The following is a 22,494-nucleotide window of genomic DNA, read 5'->3' on the forward strand; positions in this document are numbered from 1 at the left end:
CTCCACTCAGTCTGTCCCCTACTCTTTAATTTTCTTCACTTTCTAAATCAGAAAGAAATCTCTCGATATTATCCATTGAAAATCCTTTACGATATAAGGCCTGCTTCATCTTTTGTTGATATTCAAATCCACTTAAGTGAGCATATTTTCTATGAGCTTTTTCACCTTGGAAGCGAACAGCTCCCATTTCCTCATCATCTTCTTTTTCAACTTTTGTTTCATTCACGGCAATTCCTATGACCTCAAAAGGATACCCTTTTCGTAAGAGTAAATTTTCTAGCTTCTGCTTCTGAATTTTTAAAGATTCCTTTGAATTTCTTTGAAAAAATTTCTCACTCATTTTTGTTGCTTTTTCAATTTGCTGCTCTCGAGGATACTCCTCTAATGCTTGCATAAGAGTCGCCTCTCCAATCCCTTTTTCTTTTAACTCTAACTTAATTAAATCAGGACCTTTATCTGTCGTATTCGCCTGCGTCCTTACATAAGCCAAGGCATATTCCTGATCATTAATATATTTTTGCGAGATTAACCGATGGAGAACCTCGTTAATGACGGGTTCATCAAGTTCCTTTTTTAAAAGGTAATCCTTGATTTCTTTTTCCGACCTCATCCTTCTTACCAGATAATTGACCGCTAAGTTGTAGGCCTTACGGATATCGTCTTGATACTGAATTTCCAAGAAAGAAAAATCATCAAGCTCCATCCCTTTTTTTAAATTGAATTTAATTAACACATCGCTGTCGACACTAAAGGCAAATTCTTCACCCTTGCCCTTACCATAATCCATAAAAACGTTAAAACGGTCTACATTTTTTTGCTGTGTGGTGATTTTCGTAATAATGGCCATTTCCTTCACCTCACTTCCACTTTACCATACTTTTTTATTAAAATAAGGTAAAATAAAGCAAAAGGAGGTCTTCTACATGAAAATTGCAATTGCAGGTGGAACAGGCTTTGTTGGGAGGGCACTTGTCAATGAACTAAGTAAGTATGAACATGAAATAGTTATTTTAACTCGCCGAGCAAGAAAATCTAACGAGAAGGCCAACATTCGATATACGCAGTGGTTAACTGATAATGCGAACCCTGTTATAGACCTCCAAGATACGGATATCTTTATAAACCTCGCAGGTGAATCGATTAACAGTGGGCGCTGGACCGAAGAGAGAAAAAGTAAAATTTTATCTAGTCGAATGGAAGCAGTTGATGCAGTCCTGGACATAGTAAACCAATTAGACCGGAAACCGCAGGTGCTTATTAACGCCAGTGCGATTGGTATATACGGAACATCAGAAACAAAAGTTTTTACTGAAAATAACGAAAAACTAGGCACGGATTTTTTAGCAGAAACAGTCGTAAACTGGGAACAAGAAGCGAGCAAGGCGGTTTCATTAGGAATTAGAACGGTCTTATGCAGATTTGGTATCATTCTTGAAAAGGATGCTGGAGCTCTTCCTAAGATGCTGATGCCTTATAAGTGGTTTATAGGAGGCAATATTGGAAGTGGCAAACAGTGGATGTCATGGATTCACCTTGAGGATGTAGTAAAAGGTATTATTTTTGCAATGGAAAATAAACAAATTCAAGGCCCTGTAAATTTCACTGCTCCAAATCCTGTGATGATGAGCGATTTGGGCAAGACACTTGCTCAAGTATTGCATCGACCGCACTGGCTTCCTGTTCCTAGTTTCGCCCTTCGTTTGCTCCTTGGTGAAATGAGCACCTTAGTGGTAGATGGGCAAAAGGTTTTACCGAATAAACTTTTAGATCATGGATTCCAATTCCAGTACCCTACTTTAGAAAAAGCATTAAAAAATATATTTTCCTAAAAAAAGTATCATTCCTTTCTTAAAAGGTAAAAATGGAAATAAGTACATATTTAGTGCTTCATTTTTACCACTTAGCTTGATGACAATTAACAAACAAAAAATGTTGAAAGGAATGAGCAAAATGGCGGGAAAAAAGAAAAAAGATTTGGGTAGAGGTAAATATACCTTAACAAGTACACAAGAGGTTTTATACCAGCGTGATTTTAAGATGGCTGACCGTGCTGCCGGCTATCATGACAGCAAAACTAAGCTGTAAGTGACGGAATTCCATACGTATACAAAAAATTAATTTAAAGTTTTTCCATTAATGAGCCCCTTTCAAATTGTAAAAGCTATTAGGGAGTGAGAGATATCTTTCTCCCTCTAGCTGAAATTGAAAGGGGTTTTAGTAATGGGTCGAATGCATAATGGAGGTTCTCACAAAAATAATAAAGCATCACTTCCACAAACACCGAAAAATATGAAAACAGATGGAAATGATGTAGAATACTCACAAGAATTTGCTGATCATGCAGATCTTGAAGCACAAGCCCGTGCTAATGCCGCTAACCAGCGTGTGAAGAATAAGAAAAGATAAGAATAAAAAAAGAGAAGCAGGCTTTGCCCTGCTTCTTAAAGTATATAAAAGGGGGGAAATAAATGGTATATCAGCGAGCTCTAATGAGAGGCTTCAGCGTGCTGAGCTGTTAGAACTCGTTATACTGTTAATTAGTGTTCACATTTTTTACAGGTGTCTTTTGGAAATAGCCTTTGATAAACGGAACTGTGTATCGGTCAAGACCGAAGAGGTAAGCTCCAGTTCCTACGAATAGAAGGATCATTGCTGCTGTATAAAGAATTGGGTTCGTGCTTGTTGTGCCTGCCAGCATGAAGTTTAAGTTCATAAATGCACCGGCGATTAATGCTGGAAGAGTGGCTAATCCAACAACTAATCCTAAACCAACAAGTAATTCTCCCCAAGGAATTAATACGTTAAAGATTTGAACATTTGGAATAGCAAATTGTTGTAAGAAATCTGCGTACCATGCTTGCACTGCTGGATGATCACCCGTTGCATTTGCGAGTGCACCTTTTAAAAATCCGCCAGCATCAAATTCACCGGTTAATTTATGATATCCTGCTTCAATCCATTGTAATCCAAGCCAAACTCTTAGAACTGTCCAAACAACGGCTGCTTGAGGGGTTTTATACCATCTCATCACAATCATCTCCAATTATTTTATTTGTGAACACTTTCACAATAAAGTGTAATGATAAGTTCTTTCCCCTTTCGATGAGGGGTGTTCAGCTAGCTGTGTCGTATAGGGAAGTTAGTTTGTGTTTCTTTGTTTGTGAATTGTTTCACTATCTTCTCTACACTTATAATATACTCTCCTGTACTTTAAATGACAACGGCTTTCACAGTTTCTTAACATATTAATGTTAGAAAGTTGAATAATATGTGAACTTAATAAGTTGTTAATATTAGATACTTGTGGATAATTATTCTGATTTTTGTGGATATTGTGAATAAGTCTGTGGAATACCTTTAAAACAGGACTTTTGATGTGGATAATGCGGTGGATAAACACGGAATATCCGTGACTATTGAATTAAATTTCTACATCTTGTTCAAATAAAAAAAGTAGATTTAGAAGTTTGCTACTTCTACTTTTTCCTTCTTCTCCCTGATAAAAGTAGATCTAGAACCTCGCTACTTTTACTTTTTTCTTCTTTTCTCTGAAAAAAGTAGATCTAGAGCCTTGCTACTTCTACTGTTTCCTTCTTTTCTCTATAAAAAGTAGATCTAGAGCCCCTTGTTACTTCTACTTTTTCCTTCTTTTCTCTATAAAAAGTAGATCTAGAGCCTTGCTACTTCTACTTTTCCCTTCTTCTCTCTATAAAAAGTAGATCTAGAGCCTTGCTACTTCTACTTTTTCCTTCTTCTCTCTGAAAAAAGTAGATCTAGAACCTCGCTACTTTTACTTTTTTCTTCTTTTCTCTGAAAAAAGTAGATCTAGAGCCTTGCTACTTCTACTTTTTCCTTCTTCTCTCTGAAAAAAGTAGATCTAGAGCCTGGCTTTCTTAAAATAAAAAAAAGAGCCATATAGCTCTTTCATTATTTGTAGACTCTTATAAAGCCTTAAGCGTTTTTATTTGTTTCACTCTCTCATATTCTCCTATAATCGGATAATAGATAAGATTATTTTGTTTGGCCAAAAGGCCAATTTCTCTATCTGTCGCTTTGATTACAAACGTTTCCTCCGCCACTTCTTCAATCCAAGTAATGGAAGGAGTCACCTGTTTATGCATCACTCCATGCACCAGCCACGTTTCCTTCTTGTCACTCTTACTAAACCCCGTTACCGCTACTTGAGAACACGTATTATTCTGTTTAACTGGGGAATTTTGACACACATAGACTAAATCCTCAATGACAGCACTCGCCGTAGGAAACATTCCAGCTCCCGGCCCCTGAAGCGTAATTTCACCTACAATATCCGATTGGACATTTACTGCGTTCTGAACGCCTTCTACATGATAAAATGGATGCTCTTTTCCCACAAGAGCTGGTTTGACCGTTGCTTTTATTTGACCGTCCAGCCTTGTGATACTCGCAATATGTTTGAACCGTAGTTCTGCCCTATCGACAGCATCAATCAATTCACTTGTGATTGACGTGATCCCCTCACGTTCAACCTCCTGCCAATTAGGTTCTTCTCCAAATGCAAGTCTGCTTAAAATCATGGTTTTATAAAAGGCATCAAAGCCCTCCACATCATTTGTTGGGTCAGCTTCAGCATAGCCATTCTCTTGGGCTAATATTAACGCCTGTGCAAATGACTGCTTTTTCTCCCTCATTTCGGTAAGAATAAAATTGGAGGTTCCATTTAGAATTCCTCTGACCTGCTTGACACGATTAATATTTAAAAGCTGTCTAAGTGTTTGAATAACGGGAATTCCACCTGCTACGGTTGCTTCAAATCCAACAGAAACCTTTTTCTCTGCTGCAAGATCAAGAAGTTCTTTCCCGTGATGGGCAAACATTTCCTTATTTGCTGTAATGATGTGGCAGCCCCGCTGTATGGCTGATTTTAAAAATGTAAATGTCGGCTCTTTATCGACAATAGCCTCCACAACAACATCAAGCTGTTCGAGATTTAAGATATCCGCAAATTCTGTTGTTACTAATACATTTTCACTAATATTTCTTTTCTTTTGCGTGTTTCTGATGAGAACAGCGGCAACTTCAACCTTTTTGCCCAATGTAGCTGTAAGCTCCTCACTGTGTGATTGTATTGTTCGATAAACTCCTTCACCAACTGTTCCAAATCCAAGGATTGCTACTTTGATTGCAGACACATACATCCATCCCTTCACTACACGATTTTTGACACGAAGCTGTTTATTTTTCAAAAAGAAAAACCCTCTTCAATAAGAAGAGGGTTGGATTCCTCCTCTTATCTATCAGGTTAAAAATAACCTGCAGGAATTAGCACCTTTTCAAGGAATACCTTGAAGGTTGCCGGGTTTCATCGGGCCTAGTCCCTCCACCACTCTGGATAAGAGTTTTTATTTGATTTTTCATTAAATTTCCAAGTTATAAAGAAAATTTTAGTTGATGTAATGTTAAATGTCAATATATTCTTTCAATTCATTACGATCGTACACCTGTAAATTTGGCATGCTCTTCTTTTACTAAATTGATAAAATTTCCCCTCTCAAAATCCATACTGATAATCATTTTAATATTTTTCTCCATGCTTAAAAACCGCTTCACCTTTCTATTTTGGTGAATGATATATGAGTATCTAACATCCTTTTCCAGTGTAGCAAACCAGTCTTCTTCCCTTAATCTGATTATATTCTTGTCAAATTTCGATTTAGGTGACCAATCAGGAATGAAAAATTCAATGACTCCCCCTGCTAGATCAATTAGTAAATCAAAAAGAAAACTGCTAATGGAAAATCACTCCTCAAGCACAATATTCATAAAACTATTGTATCTTTCCATTGAAATAAATAAAAGGGGATCGGTAATTTGTAGATATATCATGAATTTGTGTAGATATATTATAAAAATGTGTAGATAAAACGCAAAAGTGTGTAGATATCGCGATACAGCCCCTTTTCATGAGCAAAAAGAAACCTGCCAATGGCAGGTTTCTCACATTTTATCGTTTCAGTTTTCCCTCAGCAAGCTCGATTTGCTTCCCAACCTGCTCTGGAGCCGTACCACCAAAGCTATTTCGAACCGCAACTACGTGTTCTGGGGCTAAAACCTCGTAAATATCCTCTTCAAATAAAGGACTGAAATCTTGATATTCTTCAAAGCTTAAATCAAGCAAAAACTTATTAGACTGGATCGAGTATAAAACAATTTTTCCAATAACCTCATGGGCCTCACGGAACGGTAACCCCTTAGTTACCAGATAATCGGCAATATCCGTAGCATTCGAGAAGTCGTTGTTAATTGCTTTACGCATCACATCTTTTTTAACCGTCATCGTTTCAATCATTGGAGCCAATAGTTTTAAAGAACCTTCCAATGTTTCTACCGTATCAAACATACCTTCTTTATCTTCTTGTAAGTCCTTATTGTAGGCAAGCGGCAAACCTTTCAAAACAGTCAGCAGCCCAATCAAATTGCCATACGTACGGCCTGTTTTTCCACGAAGCAGCTCTGGTACGTCTGGATTCTTCTTTTGCGGCATAATACTCGAGCCTGTACAGAAGGAATCATCCAGTTCAACAAATTGGAATTCTTGGCTGGACCAGATCACTAATTCTTCGGAGAAACGAGAAATATGCGTCATGATGATAGAACCAATTGATAAGAATTCAAGAATAAAATCGCGGTCGCTGACAGCATCCATACTGTTTGGATACACGGTTTCGAACCCTAACAGTTCTGCCACACGTTCACGATTGATAGGAAAAGTAGTCCCTGCCAGTGCACCCGAACCAAGCGGAAGCCAGTTCACCCGTTTCAGACTATCCATCAATCTCTCTTTATCACGTTCGAACATCCAAAAATATGCCATTAAATGGTGTGCAAACGATACAGGCTGTGCACGCTGGAGGTGAGTATAGCCTGGAATTAAGGTTTGGACATGTTCTTTTGCCTGCTCGACTAAAGCTTCCTGAACATCTTCAATTAATTTAATAAGCTCCGTCGTTTTTGTTCTTAAATAAAGGTGCATATCTGTAGCTACTTGGTCATTCCGGCTACGACCCGTATGTAGCTTACCGCCAACCGGTCCGATTTTTTCTATCAACAGCTTTTCGATATTCATGTGAATATCTTCATCTTCTACCAAAAACTCCACTTCGTTTGCATGAACCATTTTTTGAATGGCAAGAAGTCCGTCCTTAATTTTTTCAGCATCCTCAACTGGGATAATGCCACATTCACCTAGCATTTGCACATGTGCCAGGCTTCCGGCAATATCCTCTTTTGCTAACTTTTGATCAAAAGATATGGATGCTGTAAATTCTTCTACGAGTTTGTTGGTTTCCTTTGTAAATCGTCCGCCCCATAACTTAGACATGTCCTGCTCCTCCTTAAAATGAAAGGCTCTGTTAAAATTGCCTTTTGATTTCCGCTCCAGACGCTTCGCTTTCCGTGGGCGTTTCGGCGAGCCTCCTCGGCGCTTGCGCCTGCGGGGTCTCCCCTGACCCGTACTCCCACAGGAGTCTTCGCGTCTTCCACTCCAATCAAAAGAGTATAATAATCAACAATGTTCTTTAACACAGCCAAAATGAAAGAAGATAGCCCCCGAAATAGGATTCGAGGGCAATCCGAATTATTTTACAATCGTTTCTTTTTTAGTAACCTCTGAATATACCTTTGTTGGTAAGCCCCAAATCTTAATAAAGCCAACAGCGGCATTGTGATCGAATGCATCACCTTTTGAATAGGTCGCTAGCTCCTCGTTGTATAAGCTAAATGGCGACTTACGGCCTACAACTGTGTGATTTCCTTTATGAAGCTTTACACGAATCGTTCCTGTAACAGTCTTTTGTGTTTCTTCAATAAACGCATCAAGCGCTGGTTTGATAGGAGAATACCAAAGACCTTCATAAATAATCTTTGCCATCTGCTGTTCCACTTGAGTCTTAAATTGTGTAACCTCACGAGTTAATGTTAAAAACTCTAACTCTTTATGTGCATTGATTAAAATGAGTGCAGCCGGATTTTCATACACTTCTCTTGATTTAATTCCTACTAATCTATTTTCAATGTGGTCGATACGGCCAACACCGTGCTTACCACCCAGTGCGTTTAACGTCTCAATTAACTGAACTAGTGGAAGTTTCTCACCATTGAGGGCAACAGGAACCCCTTGTTCGAATTCAATTTCTACATATTCAGCGGCATCTGGAGTTAGTTCAATCGGATTCGTCCAATCGAATGCTGCTTCAGGCGCTTCTGCCCATGGATCTTCAAGCACTCCAGCCTCACAAGCACGTCCCCAAATGTTTGCATCAATTGAAAAAGGATTATCTAAATCTACTGGAATCGGAATACCGTTTTCCTCAGCATACTTAATTTCTTCATCACGTGTCATTCCCCATTCACGTACCGGAGCAACCACCTTTAGACTTGGGTTTAACGCTTGAATGGACACTTCGAAACGGACTTGGTCATTGCCTTTTCCAGTACAGCCATGAGCAACAGCTTTAGCCCCTTCTTTTTCCGCCACCTCTACTAATAGTTTTGAAATAAGTGGACGGGAAAGTGCTGAAGATAATGGATACTTTCCTTCATATAAACAATTAGCCTTTAAAGCTGGTAAAATATATTCCTTTGCCAATAATTCTTTTGCATCGATCATATATGCTTTAACGGCTCCAACATTTAACGCCTTATTTTTAATAGCTTCTAAGTCTTTTCCTTCACCTACATCTAGACCTAGAGCAATAACATCATAACCGTATTTTTCCTGGATCCATTTAACCGAAACGGATGTATCTAAACCACCTGAGTATGCTAGAACAATTTTTTCTTTTGCCATCTGTATTCTCCTCGTGCTTTTGTGAATTTTTATTCAATCAATAGAATTATTATACAACAACTCTCACAAAAAGTGAAACTATTATGCTAATAAATGTTTTAAAATTGCTTTTTGCGCATGCAGGCGATTCTCGGCTTCATCAAACACGACTGAATGAGTACCGTCAATAATAGCTCCCGTTACTTCTTCATCACGATGAGCAGGTAGACAGTGTAAAAAGATATAATCAGCTTTAGCCTGTTTGCATAGTTCTTCATTGACTTGAAAGCCTTCAAACGCCTTTAATCTTTTTTCCGTTTCTTCTTCCTGCCCCATGCTGGTCCAGACGTCTGTTACCACGACATCCGCGTCTTTAATCGCTTCAAGTGGATTATTTGTAATGACAACTGAACTTCCCGTTTGTAAGCCCTCTTTAATTGCCGCCTCCGTAATTTTCCCATCAGGTAAATAACCTGGCGGGCTGGCGATACTAACATCCATTCCTACCTTGACTGCCCCTTCCATTAACGAATGAGCCATATTATTATTTCCGTCTCCAATATAGCAAAGCTTTAACCCTTCTAATTTCCCCTTGTGCTCAAGAATGGTTAAAAGGTCAGCTAATACCTGGGTTGGGTGCTGTAAATCGGTTAATCCATTAATCACTGGAACAGTCGCATGTTCTGCTAATTCTTTTACAGAATCATGTGAAAACGTTCGGATCATAATTCCATCTACATAGCGTGATAACACTTTAGCTGTATCGGAAATACTTTCCCCGCGTCCGAGCTGAATGTCCTTTGAACTTAGGAAAATAGCATGCCCCCCAAGCTGCAGCATTCCTACTTCAAATGAAACCCTTGTACGGGTAGATGATTTTTCAAAAATCATGCCTAACACTTTGCCATTTAAGAAAGGCTGTGGTTTCCCTTGCTTTTGCATTTGCTTTAGTTCAAGTGCATCATTTAACAGGTAAAGGATTTCATCAGTAGTGAAATCCGATAGCTGTAAAAAATCTTTCCCCTTCAGTTGCGGGTTACTTTTTTCGTTCAATTTAATGGCTTCAACCATGAACGGCACCTTCTTTTTCAATAGTATAATACTCACTAACCGTTCGTACCTGATAATCCGATGGAGATCCTTTTTGTAAACCAAATGTCGCCTCAATCGTATCTAAATGGGTAAATACAGGGATTTTGTAACGAACAGCATGCTCACGAATTTGAAAACCAAATTTCATTTTATTTCGACCTTGATTTGGAATGTTAATGACTGCTTGAATTAACTGCTTTCGGAAAAATTCACTTACTTCCGCATCATTCTTGACCACTACCTCAACAGGGATTCCGTTATCCTGGAGGAAAAGTGCAGTTCCTTCTGTAGCAGCAATTTTGTAATTTTTATCGATAAATTGTTCAATAATTGCAAGACTAGCAGGCTTTTCACGGTCCGAGATGGAGCAAAACAGATAATTCTTCTCTGTCTCTTCACCAAGTGAGAGAATCGATTTTTCTAATGCAGCTTGAAACGTTACTCCCATTCCCAAGGCTTCACCGGTTGATTTCATCTCTGGTCCAAGCACATGGTCAACACCCTTTAACTTACTCGATGAAAACACTGGTGTTTTTACAGAATAGTAGTTTGGTTCAGCGAGTAACCCTTCGGTTGGTGATAATTTAGTTAACGATTGACCTAATTGAACACTTGTTGCCCACTCAATCATTGGTATGCCTGTTACCTTGCTGATAATCGGCACGGTTCTCGATGAGCGCGGGTTCACTTCTAGTACATAGACTTCATCTTCATAGATAACAAATTGAATGTTCATCATACCAATGACAGAAGCTGACTTGGCAATCTTCCCTGCATAATCAATTAATGTTTCTTTGACTTTTGCTGTTAGAGAAATCGGCGGAAAAACCGTGATACTATCACCAGAGTGGACTCCAGCTTTTTCAATATGCTCAAATATACCAGGAACCACAATCGTTCCACCGTCGCAAATGACATCAATCTCGCATTCTACTCCAGGTAAAAATTTATCTACTAATAAAGGCCACATGGACGCCTGTGAATTCTGCTCAAGCTGTACAATATATTGGCTAAGCTCTTCTTCTGAAAAAATAGTAAACATCGATTGACCGCCAATTACATACGATGGACGAACAAGAACTGGGTAGCCTAATTTTTCTGCTGCTTCCTTCAATTCATCTGGATGTGAGACTGTTTGACCCTCAATATGGGGAATATTTAAGTCTTCAAGCAGCTGATAAAATTCCTTTCGATCTTCTAAACGATCGACATTTTTAACAGATGTACCTAAAATGGTCACTCCTTCTTCTTCTAAAGAATGGGCCAAATTAATTGCCGTTTGTCCGCCAAACTGAATCAAGACCCCGTCAACCTTTTCCTTCTCGATCACATGCAGAACATCTTCCGCTGCAAGAGGTTCAAAATATAAACGATCCGCAACAGAATAGTCTGTGCTCACTGTCTCTGGATTGTTATTTATGACAACTGCTTCATAGCCGTTCTTCTTAATCGCTTTTGCCGCATGGACAGAACAATAATCAAATTCGATTCCTTGACCAATTCGAATCGGACCAGATCCAATAACAAGAATTTTCTTCTTATCAGTTACTTCTACTTCGTCAAAACCGTGCCACGTAGAATAGTAGTAAGGTGTGACAGCATCAAATTCTGCTGAACAGGTATCAACCATTTTATAGCCAGGTTTCAAGTTTAATTCTTTCCACTTTTTACGAATTTGTTTTTCAGGAATATCGTATATTTCCGATAAAAGTTTATCGGACACATTATTTCGTTTTGCTTGTTTAAGCAGGAGGACGGGAACTTGCTCCCATTTATAGGATGCCAATTCCTTTTCGATCGCAACGATTGAACTAATTTTGTGCAAAAACCATGGATCAATCTCGGTTAACTGCTGTATTTTTTCAAGAGTAATCCCTCTTCTAAAGCATTCGGCAATGATGAATAATCGTCTGTCATTTGCGTTTGTAAGAAGATCATAAAGGGTGGCATCTTCTGCTGTTTTATTCCCTTCAAGACAAAGACCATACACATTCATCTCCATCGACCGAATCGCTTTGTTTAGAGCTCCCTCAAATGTGCGGTCAATTGCCATTACTTCACCTGTTGCTTTCATTTGCGTTCCAAGTGTACGGTCTGCCTCTGGAAACTTATCAAATGGGAAGCGAGGTAGTTTCACCACAATATAATCAATCGCTGGCTCAAATGAAGCAAACGTGTTACCTGTTATTGGATTCACAATTTCATCCAAATGATACCCAATCGCACACTTTGCTGCCATCCGCGCAATCGGATAACCCGTTGCTTTTGAGGCAAGTGCGGATGAACGGCTCACCCTTGGATTTACTTCAATAATATAATACTGATTGGATTCTGGGTGGAGGGCAAACTGAATATTACAGCCTCCGATGATTGCTAATTCTCTAATGACTTTAATGGACACATCACGAAGCATTTGATATTGAACGTCATTCAGTGTCTGCGACGGAGCAACTACAATGGAATCCCCTGTATGAACACCTACAGGATCCATGTTTTCCATATTACACACAATGATGCACGTGTCATTTGCATCACGCATGACTTCGTACTCGATTTCCTTCCAGCCTTTAATACTTTTTTCAACCAGTACCTGACCAATTGGACTGGCAGCTAGCCCTTTTTTCAAAACAATTTCAAGTTCATCGAAGGTGTAAGCGAAGCCACCGCCCTCTCCCCCTAATGTATAGGCTGGGCGAATGATTACTGGAAATCCGATTTCTTGAACGAACTGTACTCCTTCTTCGAAGCTGTGAATAATCGCAGATTCAGGGATGGGTTCACCGATTGTAAGCATGAGATTACGGAATCTTTCTCTGTCTTCACCGTTTTTGATCGATTCAACCGAAGTTCCTAATAGCTCTACATCGTATTTTTCTAAAATCTTTTGTTCATATAGTTGAACGGTTAAATTTAAGCCCGTTTGCCCCCCTAGGGTGCCAATGACCCCATCGGGTTTTTCTTTTTGAATGATTTTTTCGATGGTAGCCACGTTTAAAGGTTCAATATATACCTTATCAGCAATGGCCTCATCAGTCATAATGGTTGCCGGATTATTATTAATTAAAACAACTTCAATTCCTTCCTCTTTCAAGGCGATACAAGCTTGTGTTCCGGCATAATCAAATTCTGCTGCCTGACCAATGACAATCGGACCAGACCCAATGACAAGTACTTTTTTTAAGTTTTTATTTAATGGCATATACGGTCTCTCCCAATGAAGCTATCTGGCTTACGAATTCTGTAATAATGTGTGCGGTATCGCTTGGTCCGGGATGTGCTTCCGGATGAAATTGCACCGTTTGGATTGGATAGCTATGATGTTTTAGTCCTTCAATTGATTGATCATTGACATTTCTGTAGGTAACATCAAAGACCGTTTGGTCGATGCTATCGTCAACAACGACATACCCATGATTTTGTGCCGTTATTTTCACTTTTCCAGTCATAATCTCTTTCACCGGGTGATTACCGCCCCTATGACCATAGGCAAGCTTTGCTGTTTTTGCCCCATATGCTAAAGCGATTAGCTGGTGGCCTAAACAAATTCCAAGTGTAGGATAATGCTGGCTAATTTTTTTAATTTCCGGGAACCATTTCTTTAAATCCATTGGATCTCCAGGTCCGTTGCTAAATAGAACACCATCAGGATTCAAGGATTTTACTTTTTCAAAAGGGGTATGGTAAGGAACCACTGTAACTGCACAATTTTCTTCTAATAGAGCAGTAAGGATCGACTTTTTAAAGCCGTAGTCCATTAATACCACATGTGGTCCTCTATTATTAAAATATTGCATCTTCTTAGTGGATACTTTCTCCACCCATAACGTTGGTTTTTCGTTTGCAGAAAAATCTCCTTGTTTTGTTTTGCTTAAATAGCCTTTGACTGTCCCGCGGCTGCGAATGGTTTTCACAAGGAGCCTTGTATCAACACCGGCGATTCCCGGAACGTCAGCCTGCTTCAATTTTTCTGAAAATTTGTGAATGGATTGATAATGACTTGGTGTTTCACATAAATCACTAATGATTACCGCTGATAAAGCGGGTGTAATGCTTTCATCGTCCATTGCATTGATTCCATAGCTTCCAATAATCGGATAGCAGAATGTAATCATTTGCCCAGCGTAGGATGGATCCGTGATGATTTCCTGATAGCCAGTCATACTTGTATTAAAAACTACTTCCCCGAGAGAATCCTTTTCTGCACCAATTAGTACACCTTCAAACACTTCTCCCGTTTCCAAAGTAAGGTATCCCTGTTCCAAAAACACTCACTCGCCTTTCTCTATACCTTGGAAAGTTTTTTCCAATGCCTCAATAAATTCATTTATCTCTTCTTTTGTTACCGTTAACGGTGGTAATATCCGAACGACATTTGGTCCAGCTGTTAAAATAAGAAGGTTGTTTGCAATTGCTTTTTGTACGATATCAAGTGCGTTCGTTTCAACAAGCAGTCCCTTTAGCAGTCCTTTACCACGTATATTTTTAATAAACTCGTATTTTTCCTTCAACATTTCCAGCTGACTATCAAGGTATGTTACGACTTCTTTCACTTGTTTTAGTAAGTTGGTTTCAAGTATATGAGTAACAGTTGCCAGTCCTGCAGCCGTCGCTAATGGATTTCCGCCAAAAGTACTGCCATGGCTGCCCGGTTCAAATCCCTTGGCCGCTTCTTCTTTTGCGATGATGGCTCCAATTGGGAAACCTGATCCTAGCCCCTTTGCAAGACTAATGACATCTGGTTCAATCCCGTACTGTTCATAAGCAAAAAGTGTACCCGTTCTCCCGATTCCCGTTTGGATTTCATCAACCATCAGCAGGATACCGTTATTCTTACAAATTTCGGCTAGTTTTTTTATCCATTCAGGGTTTGCTGGTATGACTCCGCCCTCACCTTGGACAAGCTCTAGTAGGACAGCTGCAGGCTTTCGTGTGGTTAGCTCTTCAAGCGCTTCTTCATCATTAAATGGAAGATAACTAAAACCTGGCATAAGTGGTGAAAAACCTTGTTGAATTTTTTCTTGACCTGTTGCTGTTAAGGTTGCTAGTGTTCTGCCGTGGAAGGATTGCTGAAAGGTTACCACTTCAGAAGAACCGCTTCCCTTTACCTTGTTTGCATATCTTCTTGCCAGCTTAATCGCTGCTTCATTTGCTTCCGCCCCGCTGTTGCAGAAGAAAACCTGATCGCCACAGCTATTGGCAGCAAGCAGTGCAGCGAGTTTTTCCTGATTGGGAATATGATAGAGGTTTGTACAGTGCCATAGGTCTTGCAACTGTTCCTCTAGTTTTTCTTTTACAGCGTCAGGAACATGACCTAAATTACAAGTTGCAATCCCAGACGTGAAATCTAAATATTGCTTCCCTTGATCGTCCCACACATAACTTCCTTTTCCCTTTACTAAAGTGACCGGGAAACGGCTGTACGTGGCCATTATTGGGGAGGATAGAGAAACGGAAGTATCGTTTACCATTTACGCAATCTCCTCTTCTAAGACAATTTTTGTACCGATATCTTTACCTGCTGTGTAATCTATCAGACTATTTTTATCAAAACCATTGATGATCCCCACTTCTGGTATGTTGTGAACAAGGCCGTCTATGGCAGCCTTTACCTTTGGAATCATGCCACCGTAAATGGTTTGATTGTCGATTAGTTCTTCAATGGTTGATTTGGTTGCTTTATCAAGCTTTGTTTTCACACCATTTTTTTCAATTAAAATCCCTGGAATATCACTAATAAAACAAAGATTGGCTCCCAGTGCTTTTGCAATCGCGCTAGCTGCTATGTCTCCATTGATATTGTAGCGTTGACCACTCGCATCAATGCCGATGGGAGAAATAACCGGTATATACCCTTGATTGACGATTCCTTCAATGACACTTTGATTTACACCAACTACTTCACCCACAAACCCTAACGTTTTTGCATCAGCTGTCGGCACTGCTTTCAATAATCCACCGTCTACTCCACTTATGCCAAAAGCATTTCCGCCTACCTCGACTAGGTTTCTGACAACTAGTTTATTAACCGAGCCACTCAGTACCATTTCCACGATATCCAGCACATCATGGTTGGTTACCCGTAAACCATTTATAAAAGTAGTTTCCACATTTAAATTTTTTAATAAGGACGTAATGAGAGGACCTCCGCCATGAACTATGATAGGTGTCCATTCACCTGATTGATGCATCTGAACGACATCTTCATAAAAAGATCTTGGCAGATTTTCTAACACACTTCCGCCACACTTAATGACTAGGTATTTCATTTTCGTCCTCCCTTACGTGCGGTAGGATGCATTTATTTTTACGTAATCGTAAGTAAGGTCGCATCCCCAAGCAATTGCACTAAATTCACCTTGGTTTAATTCAACATGTATTTTAATAACATCAAGTTGTAAGTATTCTTTAACCTCTTCTTCTACAAACATGCTTGGCAGCCCGTTTTCGAATACCGTATAGGGTCCGATTGCTACCTTAATGGCATTCGGTTCTACAGGAACACCACTGTAGCCAATTGCCGTCACAATTCTTCCCCAGTTTGGATCTGTTCCATAAATAGCTGTTTTTACTAGGTTAGAAGAAATAATGGCTTTACCGACAGCACTTGCTGCATTTCGGCTATAAGAGCCAGTCACTTGAACTTCTACTAGCTTGGTAGCCCCTTCACCATCTCTAGCGATTTTTTTAGCTAGTGATTCGCAAACTAATTTCAAGCCTTTTTTAAATATCTCCCACTCCGGATGGTCCTTGGTTAGTTGACTGTTTTCTGCTAACCCATTGGCCAAGACGAGAACCATGTCATTCGTACTTGTATCGCCATCAACCGTGATCATATTGAAGGTTTGATTGGTGATGTCTCGAAGGGCTGCCAACAGGTCATCCTGTGCTATGTTTGCATCTGTAGTTACGAACCCAAGCATAGTAGCCATGTTTGGATGAATCATTCCAGAACCCTTTGATGCGCCCCCGATGCTAACCGTTTTTCCATCGATGTTCATTTGCACCGCTGTATGTTTAACACATGTATCAGTTGTTAGGATCGCTTCTTTAAATAAGCTCTCATTTTCGTATTCTTTATTAAGGATTTGTGTAACTCCTGCTTTCACTTTATCCATCGGCATCAATTCTCCGATGACCCCTGTGGAAGTCACTGCAACAAGATGCTCTTCAATTCCAAGTTCATTTGCAAAATCCTTTTGCATGGTGTAGGCATCAAGTAATCCTTGTTCCCCTGTACAAGCATTGGCGTTACCAGAATTAACGATAATAGCTTGGAGTTTATTTTCTTTTGCTACGCTTTCTTGAGTAACTAATAAAGGAGCCGCTTGAAAAATATTTGTGGTATACACGCCTGCAGCGGTTGCTGGAACTTCCGATACGATGTAGCCAAGATCGAGTCTTTTTCTTTTAATTCCACAGTGCATGCCACCTGCTTTATACCCCTTTGGTAAAGTGACACTTCCTTCTTCTAGTACCACGATTTCATTTGTTGATGTTGCTTGTGTCAATTTAATTTCCCCCTTCAAATCCCCATTGTTCGATCTTTACTATGGATACATTGGAATATCGGTAAGCCCCGTTTGTTCATCCCAGCCATTCATCAAATTTACATTTTGGATTGCCTGCCCGGCCGCTCCTTTAACTAAATTATCGATAACAGAGATAATCGTTAAGCGGTTGGTTCGTTCATCGACATGCAGCCCAATATCACAATAATTTGACCCGGATACTTCTTTTGTAGAAGGGATCGTTCCCTCAGGCCGTACCCTTATAAAATGAGCGTCTTGATAAAATTGTTTATATAAATCGATAACTTTTTTTGTTGAAATTTTTTCTTTTAGATTCACATACATCGTACACATGATTCCTCGTGTCATTGGAACAAGGTGGGTAGTAAAAGAAACTGTGATGGGATCTCCACTCTCGTCTGAAAGGACTTGCTCAATTTCTGGAATGTGTTGATGTTTTCCAAGTTTATAAGCTTTAAAATTTTCATTGATTTCGGCGTAGTGTGCGGTTAATGAAAGTCCCCTTCCTGCACCTGACACGCCTGATTTCGCGTCAATGATGATTGAATTTTTATCAGCTAGCTGCGATTTTAAGATTGGGAGTAGGCCCAAACTGGATGCGGTAGGATAACAGCCTGGATTGGCTATTAAATTAGCAGTCTTAATTTTTTCGCTATAAATCTCACTTAAACCATAAATTGCTTTCTCTAAATACTGCTCATCTGCAGGTGTGTGATAGTACCAGGTTTCGTATTCTGCGCCTGACCGTAATCGAAAATCGCCTGACAGGTCAATACATTTCATACCGTGCTCTAGCAGCTGCGGAACAAGCTTACTGCTGACACCAGATGGAGTAGCAAGGAAAGTAATATCGTTCGTTTCAGATAATCTTTTTGCATCAAATGTCTCTAATGGTTGATCCATTATTTCAGAAAGATGTGGATATGTTTCACTAAAGCTATAGCCCGCTTTAGAGTTGGATACTACTGAACCCACCTCCAAATATGGGTGCTTCTGAATCAAGCGGATAAGTTCTACAGACCCATACCCTGTTCCACCAATGATTGCTGCTTTCATTTCTTCAACTCCCATGTTGCTTACATAATGAATTATTATACATACACATATATAATTATTCAATATAAAAATTACCTAATTTTCGCTTTTAACTGAAAATTATTATACATTATTTTGAAAACGCTTACATAATTATTTGTAAGATTATACAGAATCCATGCATATTCATAATAAAAAGCGCAAGCGCCTTGATCAGCCCCGACAGGCAAATGTTCTTCGGCAAGAAAAGTTCGCCTTTTGACTGTATTGCCGAAGGTTATTTGACCCGAGGGGCTCGGCGCTGGAGCTGGACAATTCTCGAAGTCGAATTTTATACATTCTGATTAATTAAAAAAACCCTTGCCTAGTAGCAAGAGCTTCGAGTAGTAAAAATATGACTTTTTATTGTTGAAGAGTTCGTCTATATTTATATTGATTCCATTGGAAGTGGATAAAACAGCCAACACAAAAACCGAGAATGGCCACAAATGCTGCTATTGCAACCATGATGGTGAAAATATATCCGATGACATTCCACCCTAATAAAAAGCTGATAAACCCAATACCCAGGCAAATCACGGCAATCGTTTGATTAAATTGCTGCTGCTCCCAATCTTCAGGAATATACGCCTTTGGCTCCTTCTTTAAAAATAGTTTTCCTAGCTGCATAATCGGATTAAATCCTAAAAAAAGTCCACTTAACCCTGAAAGTAAAGGGATCAATAAAAACCACTCCAAACCAGAGAACCATGCTAACAGAACACTTATAACAATCACCCCTTGATTTGTCTTTACAAGAGGACGAGGAATTGAACGAATAGCTTCTGACATTTTAATACCAACCTTTCTTATTGGAATTATATGTTTATTGTTATTTTAACTCGATTAGTCCTCTTTGTATAGTAAATAATTTATAAATTACCGTCCAAATAAAAAAAGCGCCATGTTCACTCCATCCTTTCGTTTGGGAAAGCGTAGTCCGGAAAAAATAGAGAGAATATATGGTAGGTTTCATGCATTTTTTGTTTTATAACAAGATTTAGAAGAAAGTTCTATAGATTGAGGAAGGAATTCTACAAAATTGGGGAGGAATTCTACAACATTTTAATTAATTCTACAAAATCGAGATCGAATTCCACAAAAATTGGAAACTAATTCCCAATTCCATCTCAAAAGGACTGATTCCCAGACTTATTCTACAAAATCGAGAGGGAATTCTACAAAATTTCAATTTATTCTACAAATTAAAGGAGGAATTCTACAAAAACTGGAAACCAACTTCCAACCCGATAAGCTCACAAAAAAAAGCAGGAATCATCCTGCTTTCCTTCAAAGCCTAGAACCCACTAGTATGTCTCTGACTCTTCAAGTCGGAATCCCTCCACGACCACGTCTTCATCTATTTCCAACAATAAACATCGTTTACCTTGGAACGTAATGTATTTTACATACTTCAGATCTTTTGGGTTGATTGTTAGATTGGCAACCTTGGTCTCGATTTTGACGGTTTTCGGTACTAAGCTGCTGGCTTTAAATTCATGTTTTTCATCATCTACGATTGCCTTAAGGGCATGTTCCACTTTGGCCGTCTCAACATTTTCAACGCCGCTTACCGTTAAAATGCGTTCAATATCCCGAGAATCCAACGTAGGAATTTCACTTTCTTCATTTTCTTGATTCTCCTGAACCAGCTTATCGATTTCCTCATACACATTGGAAATCACGCGGGAATCTACTTCGTCCCCTATCACTTCTTTTAAGATGAAATCGAAGCAGTCCTTGTCCTCCTGTGCAGTTATAATCTCTTCACAATTAAGCACTTCTTCCATAAATTCGAAATCTGGTTGATTTGCTTTCCCTGCACAGTAGAGAATACGGTTTACATCCGCTGCATTATCATTTAAAGCCGGGAAAAGGAAGCCTGATAAGGGAGAATCTAAATTAATAATGGGATCAAAGACGTTGTAGGATTTGTATTCCTTCTCAATATAATCAAACATCAGGGCTTTTTTCGGCACATCCGTTTTATTGAGACTGCATAGAATAAACCCGTTGGAATAGACCTGGTCATCCCCGCCTTCTTCAGATTCCGCGTTCCGTTTTCGGGTCGGTTTTCGATATTCTCCCCGGATAAACGTCACAACGGTATCAAATTCATAAACCGTGTTAGCAAACATTTTCACAACGATTTCTAACATGTATTCTTTCCAGTCTTCCGTTGTTTCTTGTTGTAAACCTTCGTAAAGGAACATTTGGGTGCTGTCTTCTACATCCCGCATAAATTTCAGTTCAAACAGTTTAGCATCAAGTTGACCTGTTAATACTTTTTTAAAGTTGGCTAAAAACAATTCCTGTGTTTCCTGTTCTAACATTGGAAACGGCTGACTGACTTGGTGATAAATCTCGCCTGATTCCTTTTGGACATACACATTAAATATTTCTCGAATTTGAAGGTTGTAATTGTCTAATTTAAATTGCTTTCGGATATTAGCGATATCTTTTTTATTCATTTTGTCTCAACTCCTATTCTTGATTATACTGGCTTTTTCTAGAATAAAGAAAGGACAACATTCTTCATCGCAAATTTTGATTTTTATAAGTTAGTATGTAACAAGTTTAAAACGTCGCGTAATTCCTTGACGGGTACCTGTCCTGGTGCAGAGGCTGTCTTAGCCGCACCAAACGTTAGGGCTGAGCCAAATACCTCTCCTGCCAATCGACTGATAACCCCCTTGCCTGCCATCGACATCGTAATAAATGGCCGATCAGCAAATTGTTCATTCATTGTACTAGTGGCATCTAGGAGTGTCAGCACATCGGTTGAACTGGTCGGCATCACTGCAATTTTTGGGATATCCCCCCCTAATTCCTGTGCTTTACACAAACGAGAAATAATTTCTTCCTTTGGAGGGGTTTGATGAAAGTCATGGTTAGAGATGATTACATAGACTCCTCGCCTATGTGCTACTTCAATGAAAGTTTTGACAGCTTCCTCATCATTGAACAATTCCATATCAATCAGGTCTACTAATCCTGTTTCTACTATGTATTGGTTTAGCTCAAAGTAATAGGCTGTACTGATTTCCTTTTCGCCACCCTCTTTTGCACTTCTAAACGTGAAAATCAGGGGGATCTCAGATAAAACCGTACGAATTTCCCTTAATGCCTCTTTCACAGCATTAATTTGTTCGACCTGTTCAAAAAAATCAACACGCCATTCCACCACGTCCGCTCCGAGAGTTTTGACATGCTCGGCTTCCTCCAATAACTGTGACAATGAACTTCCCATCATTGAAACGCATATTTTGGGCTGCCCTTCTCCAATCGTAATCCCTTTAACAGTAATTGTTTTTCGTGTCATCTTCTTCACCTTTTCTTTACACCGAAATTCGTTACTAGTGTTTCAATTATTTGGTCAGCAATTTCATTTGGAGCTTTGTTATCTGTTTCTATTTTCAAATGATGCTGTGAATAGATTGCTTGTCTTGTATAAAATAAATCTTCCATTTCCTCTTTTGATTTACCTTGTAACACAGGCCGGCTCTCAATAATAAAATCCAATCTATTTTTCCAGTTTTCCAATGATAAATTAAGGTAAATGACAATACATGAGGTTAAACATACCTGTCTGATTTCTTCCTGTAAAAAAGCACCCCCGCCAACAGAAATGATTTTCTGCTCTTGTTCAGCTAGATTCGAGATCAAACTTTTCTCTCTTTGTCTAAAAGCCTTTTCACCAATTTGATTAAAAAATTGTGAGACTGGCATTTGAAATTCCTTTTCAATTTCTTCATCTATATCTATAAATGGACGATTAAGTTTTTTGGCCACAAGTTTTCCAATTGTCGTCTTTCCAACACCCATAAACCCAATAAATACAATACTTCTCTCTGTGTTATTCACCCTTGATTCCCCCTTTGGACATCCCCGCATGTTTTCCATCATTATAATGCTTAATTGAAAATTTAGAAACTAACAGTGGTGCGTAAAACCAAAAGAAAAAGACCCCGATGTGGAGTCTTGTAAATAAAC

The 22,494-nt window shown here is 39.1% G+C and carries 19 protein-coding genes and 1 riboswitch; of the genes, 3 read left to right on the plus strand and 16 right to left on the minus strand.

The features are described 5' to 3' along the window. Window positions 1-25: 25 nt before the first annotated feature. A complete protein-coding gene (gene recX, locus AC3A54_RS15175) occupies window positions 26-847 on the minus strand; it encodes a recombination regulator RecX (RefSeq protein ID WP_487655066.1) in 822 nt (273 codons plus the stop codon). 76 nt (window positions 848-923) lie between these two features. Here recX and AC3A54_RS15180 point away from each other — a divergent pair, with 76 nt between their 5' ends. From AC3A54_RS15180 to AC3A54_RS15190, 3 genes are all read left to right on the plus strand, one after another. Next, the gene (locus AC3A54_RS15180; protein WP_487655067.1) at window positions 924-1,829 is read left to right on the plus strand and encodes a TIGR01777 family oxidoreductase; all 906 of its coding nucleotides are present in this window, start codon (window positions 924-926) and stop codon (window positions 1,827-1,829) included. A 121-nt stretch (window positions 1,830-1,950) separates the two neighbouring features. Further along, a complete protein-coding gene (locus tag AC3A54_RS15185) occupies window positions 1,951-2,085 on the plus strand; it encodes a YfhE family protein (RefSeq protein WP_308080775.1) in 135 nt (44 codons plus the stop codon). Window positions 2,086-2,220: 135 nt separating this feature from the next. Next, complete coding sequence (locus AC3A54_RS15190) at window positions 2,221-2,406, plus strand: YfhD family protein (RefSeq protein ID WP_308080776.1); 186 nt, start codon at window positions 2,221-2,223, stop codon at window positions 2,404-2,406. Between the two features lie 127 nt (window positions 2,407-2,533). Here AC3A54_RS15190 and AC3A54_RS15195 read toward each other — a convergent pair whose 3' ends face one another. The 15 genes from AC3A54_RS15195 to AC3A54_RS15265 all read right to left on the minus strand — a co-directional run bounded on the left by AC3A54_RS15195 (window position 2,534) and on the right by AC3A54_RS15265 (window position 22,395). Next, the gene (locus AC3A54_RS15195; RefSeq protein ID WP_487655068.1) at window positions 2,534-3,028 is read right to left on the minus strand and encodes a DoxX family membrane protein; all 495 of its coding nucleotides are present in this window, start codon (window positions 3,026-3,028) and stop codon (window positions 2,534-2,536) included. Between the two features lie 913 nt (window positions 3,029-3,941). Next, window positions 3,942-5,225, minus strand: a complete 1,284-nt coding sequence (locus AC3A54_RS15200) for a homoserine dehydrogenase (protein WP_487655069.1) — start codon at window positions 5,223-5,225, stop codon at window positions 3,942-3,944. A 41-nt stretch (window positions 5,226-5,266) separates the two neighbouring features. Next, window positions 5,267-5,378: riboswitch (SAM riboswitch) on the minus strand. Window positions 5,379-5,983: 605 nt separating this feature from the next. Then, entirely contained in the window at window positions 5,984-7,360 is a 1,377-nt protein-coding gene (gene argH, locus AC3A54_RS15205) for an argininosuccinate lyase (protein WP_487655070.1), read from the minus strand. A 255-nt stretch (window positions 7,361-7,615) separates the two neighbouring features. Beyond that, window positions 7,616-8,827 (minus strand): argininosuccinate synthase, encoded by a 1,212-nt coding sequence (locus AC3A54_RS15210; protein WP_308080780.1) that lies wholly within the window; start codon window positions 8,825-8,827, stop codon window positions 7,616-7,618. A gap of 81 nt (window positions 8,828-8,908) precedes the next feature. Beyond that, complete coding sequence (argF, locus tag AC3A54_RS15215; protein ID WP_487655071.1) at window positions 8,909-9,877, minus strand: ornithine carbamoyltransferase; 969 nt, start codon at window positions 9,875-9,877, stop codon at window positions 8,909-8,911. Then, window positions 9,870-13,097 carry a carbamoyl-phosphate synthase (glutamine-hydrolyzing) large subunit gene (carB, locus tag AC3A54_RS15220; protein ID WP_487655072.1) on the minus strand — a complete coding sequence of 1,076 codons (3,228 nt, stop codon included), beginning with the start codon at window positions 13,095-13,097 and terminating at the stop codon, window positions 9,870-9,872. The genes argF and carB overlap by 8 nt, the downstream gene beginning before the upstream one ends. Then, window positions 13,084-14,160 (minus strand): carbamoyl phosphate synthase small subunit, encoded by a 1,077-nt coding sequence (locus AC3A54_RS15225; RefSeq protein WP_487655170.1) that lies wholly within the window; start codon window positions 14,158-14,160, stop codon window positions 13,084-13,086. The genes carB and AC3A54_RS15225 overlap by 14 nt, the downstream gene beginning before the upstream one ends. A 6-nt stretch (window positions 14,161-14,166) precedes the next feature. Next, a complete protein-coding gene (gene argD, locus AC3A54_RS15230; RefSeq protein ID WP_487655073.1) occupies window positions 14,167-15,366 on the minus strand; it encodes an acetylornithine transaminase in 1,200 nt (399 codons plus the stop codon). Next, a complete protein-coding gene (gene argB, locus AC3A54_RS15235) occupies window positions 15,367-16,164 on the minus strand; it encodes an acetylglutamate kinase (protein WP_487655074.1) in 798 nt (265 codons plus the stop codon). A gap of 12 nt (window positions 16,165-16,176) precedes the next feature. Then, window positions 16,177-17,406, minus strand: a complete 1,230-nt coding sequence (gene argJ / locus AC3A54_RS15240) for a bifunctional ornithine acetyltransferase/N-acetylglutamate synthase (RefSeq protein ID WP_487655075.1) — start codon at window positions 17,404-17,406, stop codon at window positions 16,177-16,179. 39 nt (window positions 17,407-17,445) lie between these two features. Further along, window positions 17,446-18,483, minus strand: a complete 1,038-nt coding sequence (argC, locus tag AC3A54_RS15245) for an N-acetyl-gamma-glutamyl-phosphate reductase (RefSeq protein WP_487655076.1) — start codon at window positions 18,481-18,483, stop codon at window positions 17,446-17,448. Between the two features lie 381 nt (window positions 18,484-18,864). Continuing rightward, on the minus strand, window positions 18,865-19,293 hold the full coding sequence (locus tag AC3A54_RS15250; RefSeq protein ID WP_487655077.1) for a DUF4395 domain-containing protein: 429 nt from the start codon (window positions 19,291-19,293) through the stop codon (window positions 18,865-18,867). A 515-nt stretch (window positions 19,294-19,808) separates the two neighbouring features. Next, window positions 19,809-20,972, minus strand: a complete 1,164-nt coding sequence (locus AC3A54_RS15255; protein WP_487655078.1) for a DUF4317 domain-containing protein — start codon at window positions 20,970-20,972, stop codon at window positions 19,809-19,811. An 83-nt stretch (window positions 20,973-21,055) separates the two neighbouring features. Then, a complete protein-coding gene (aroD, locus tag AC3A54_RS15260) occupies window positions 21,056-21,823 on the minus strand; it encodes a type I 3-dehydroquinate dehydratase (protein WP_487655079.1) in 768 nt (255 codons plus the stop codon). A gap of 5 nt (window positions 21,824-21,828) precedes the next feature. Next, window positions 21,829-22,395 (minus strand): shikimate kinase, encoded by a 567-nt coding sequence (locus tag AC3A54_RS15265; protein ID WP_487655171.1) that lies wholly within the window; start codon window positions 22,393-22,395, stop codon window positions 21,829-21,831. Between the last annotated feature and the right edge of the window lie 99 nt (window positions 22,396-22,494).

The sequence above is a fragment of the Neobacillus sp. Soil_C_43 genome (genome assembly GCF_057656715.1).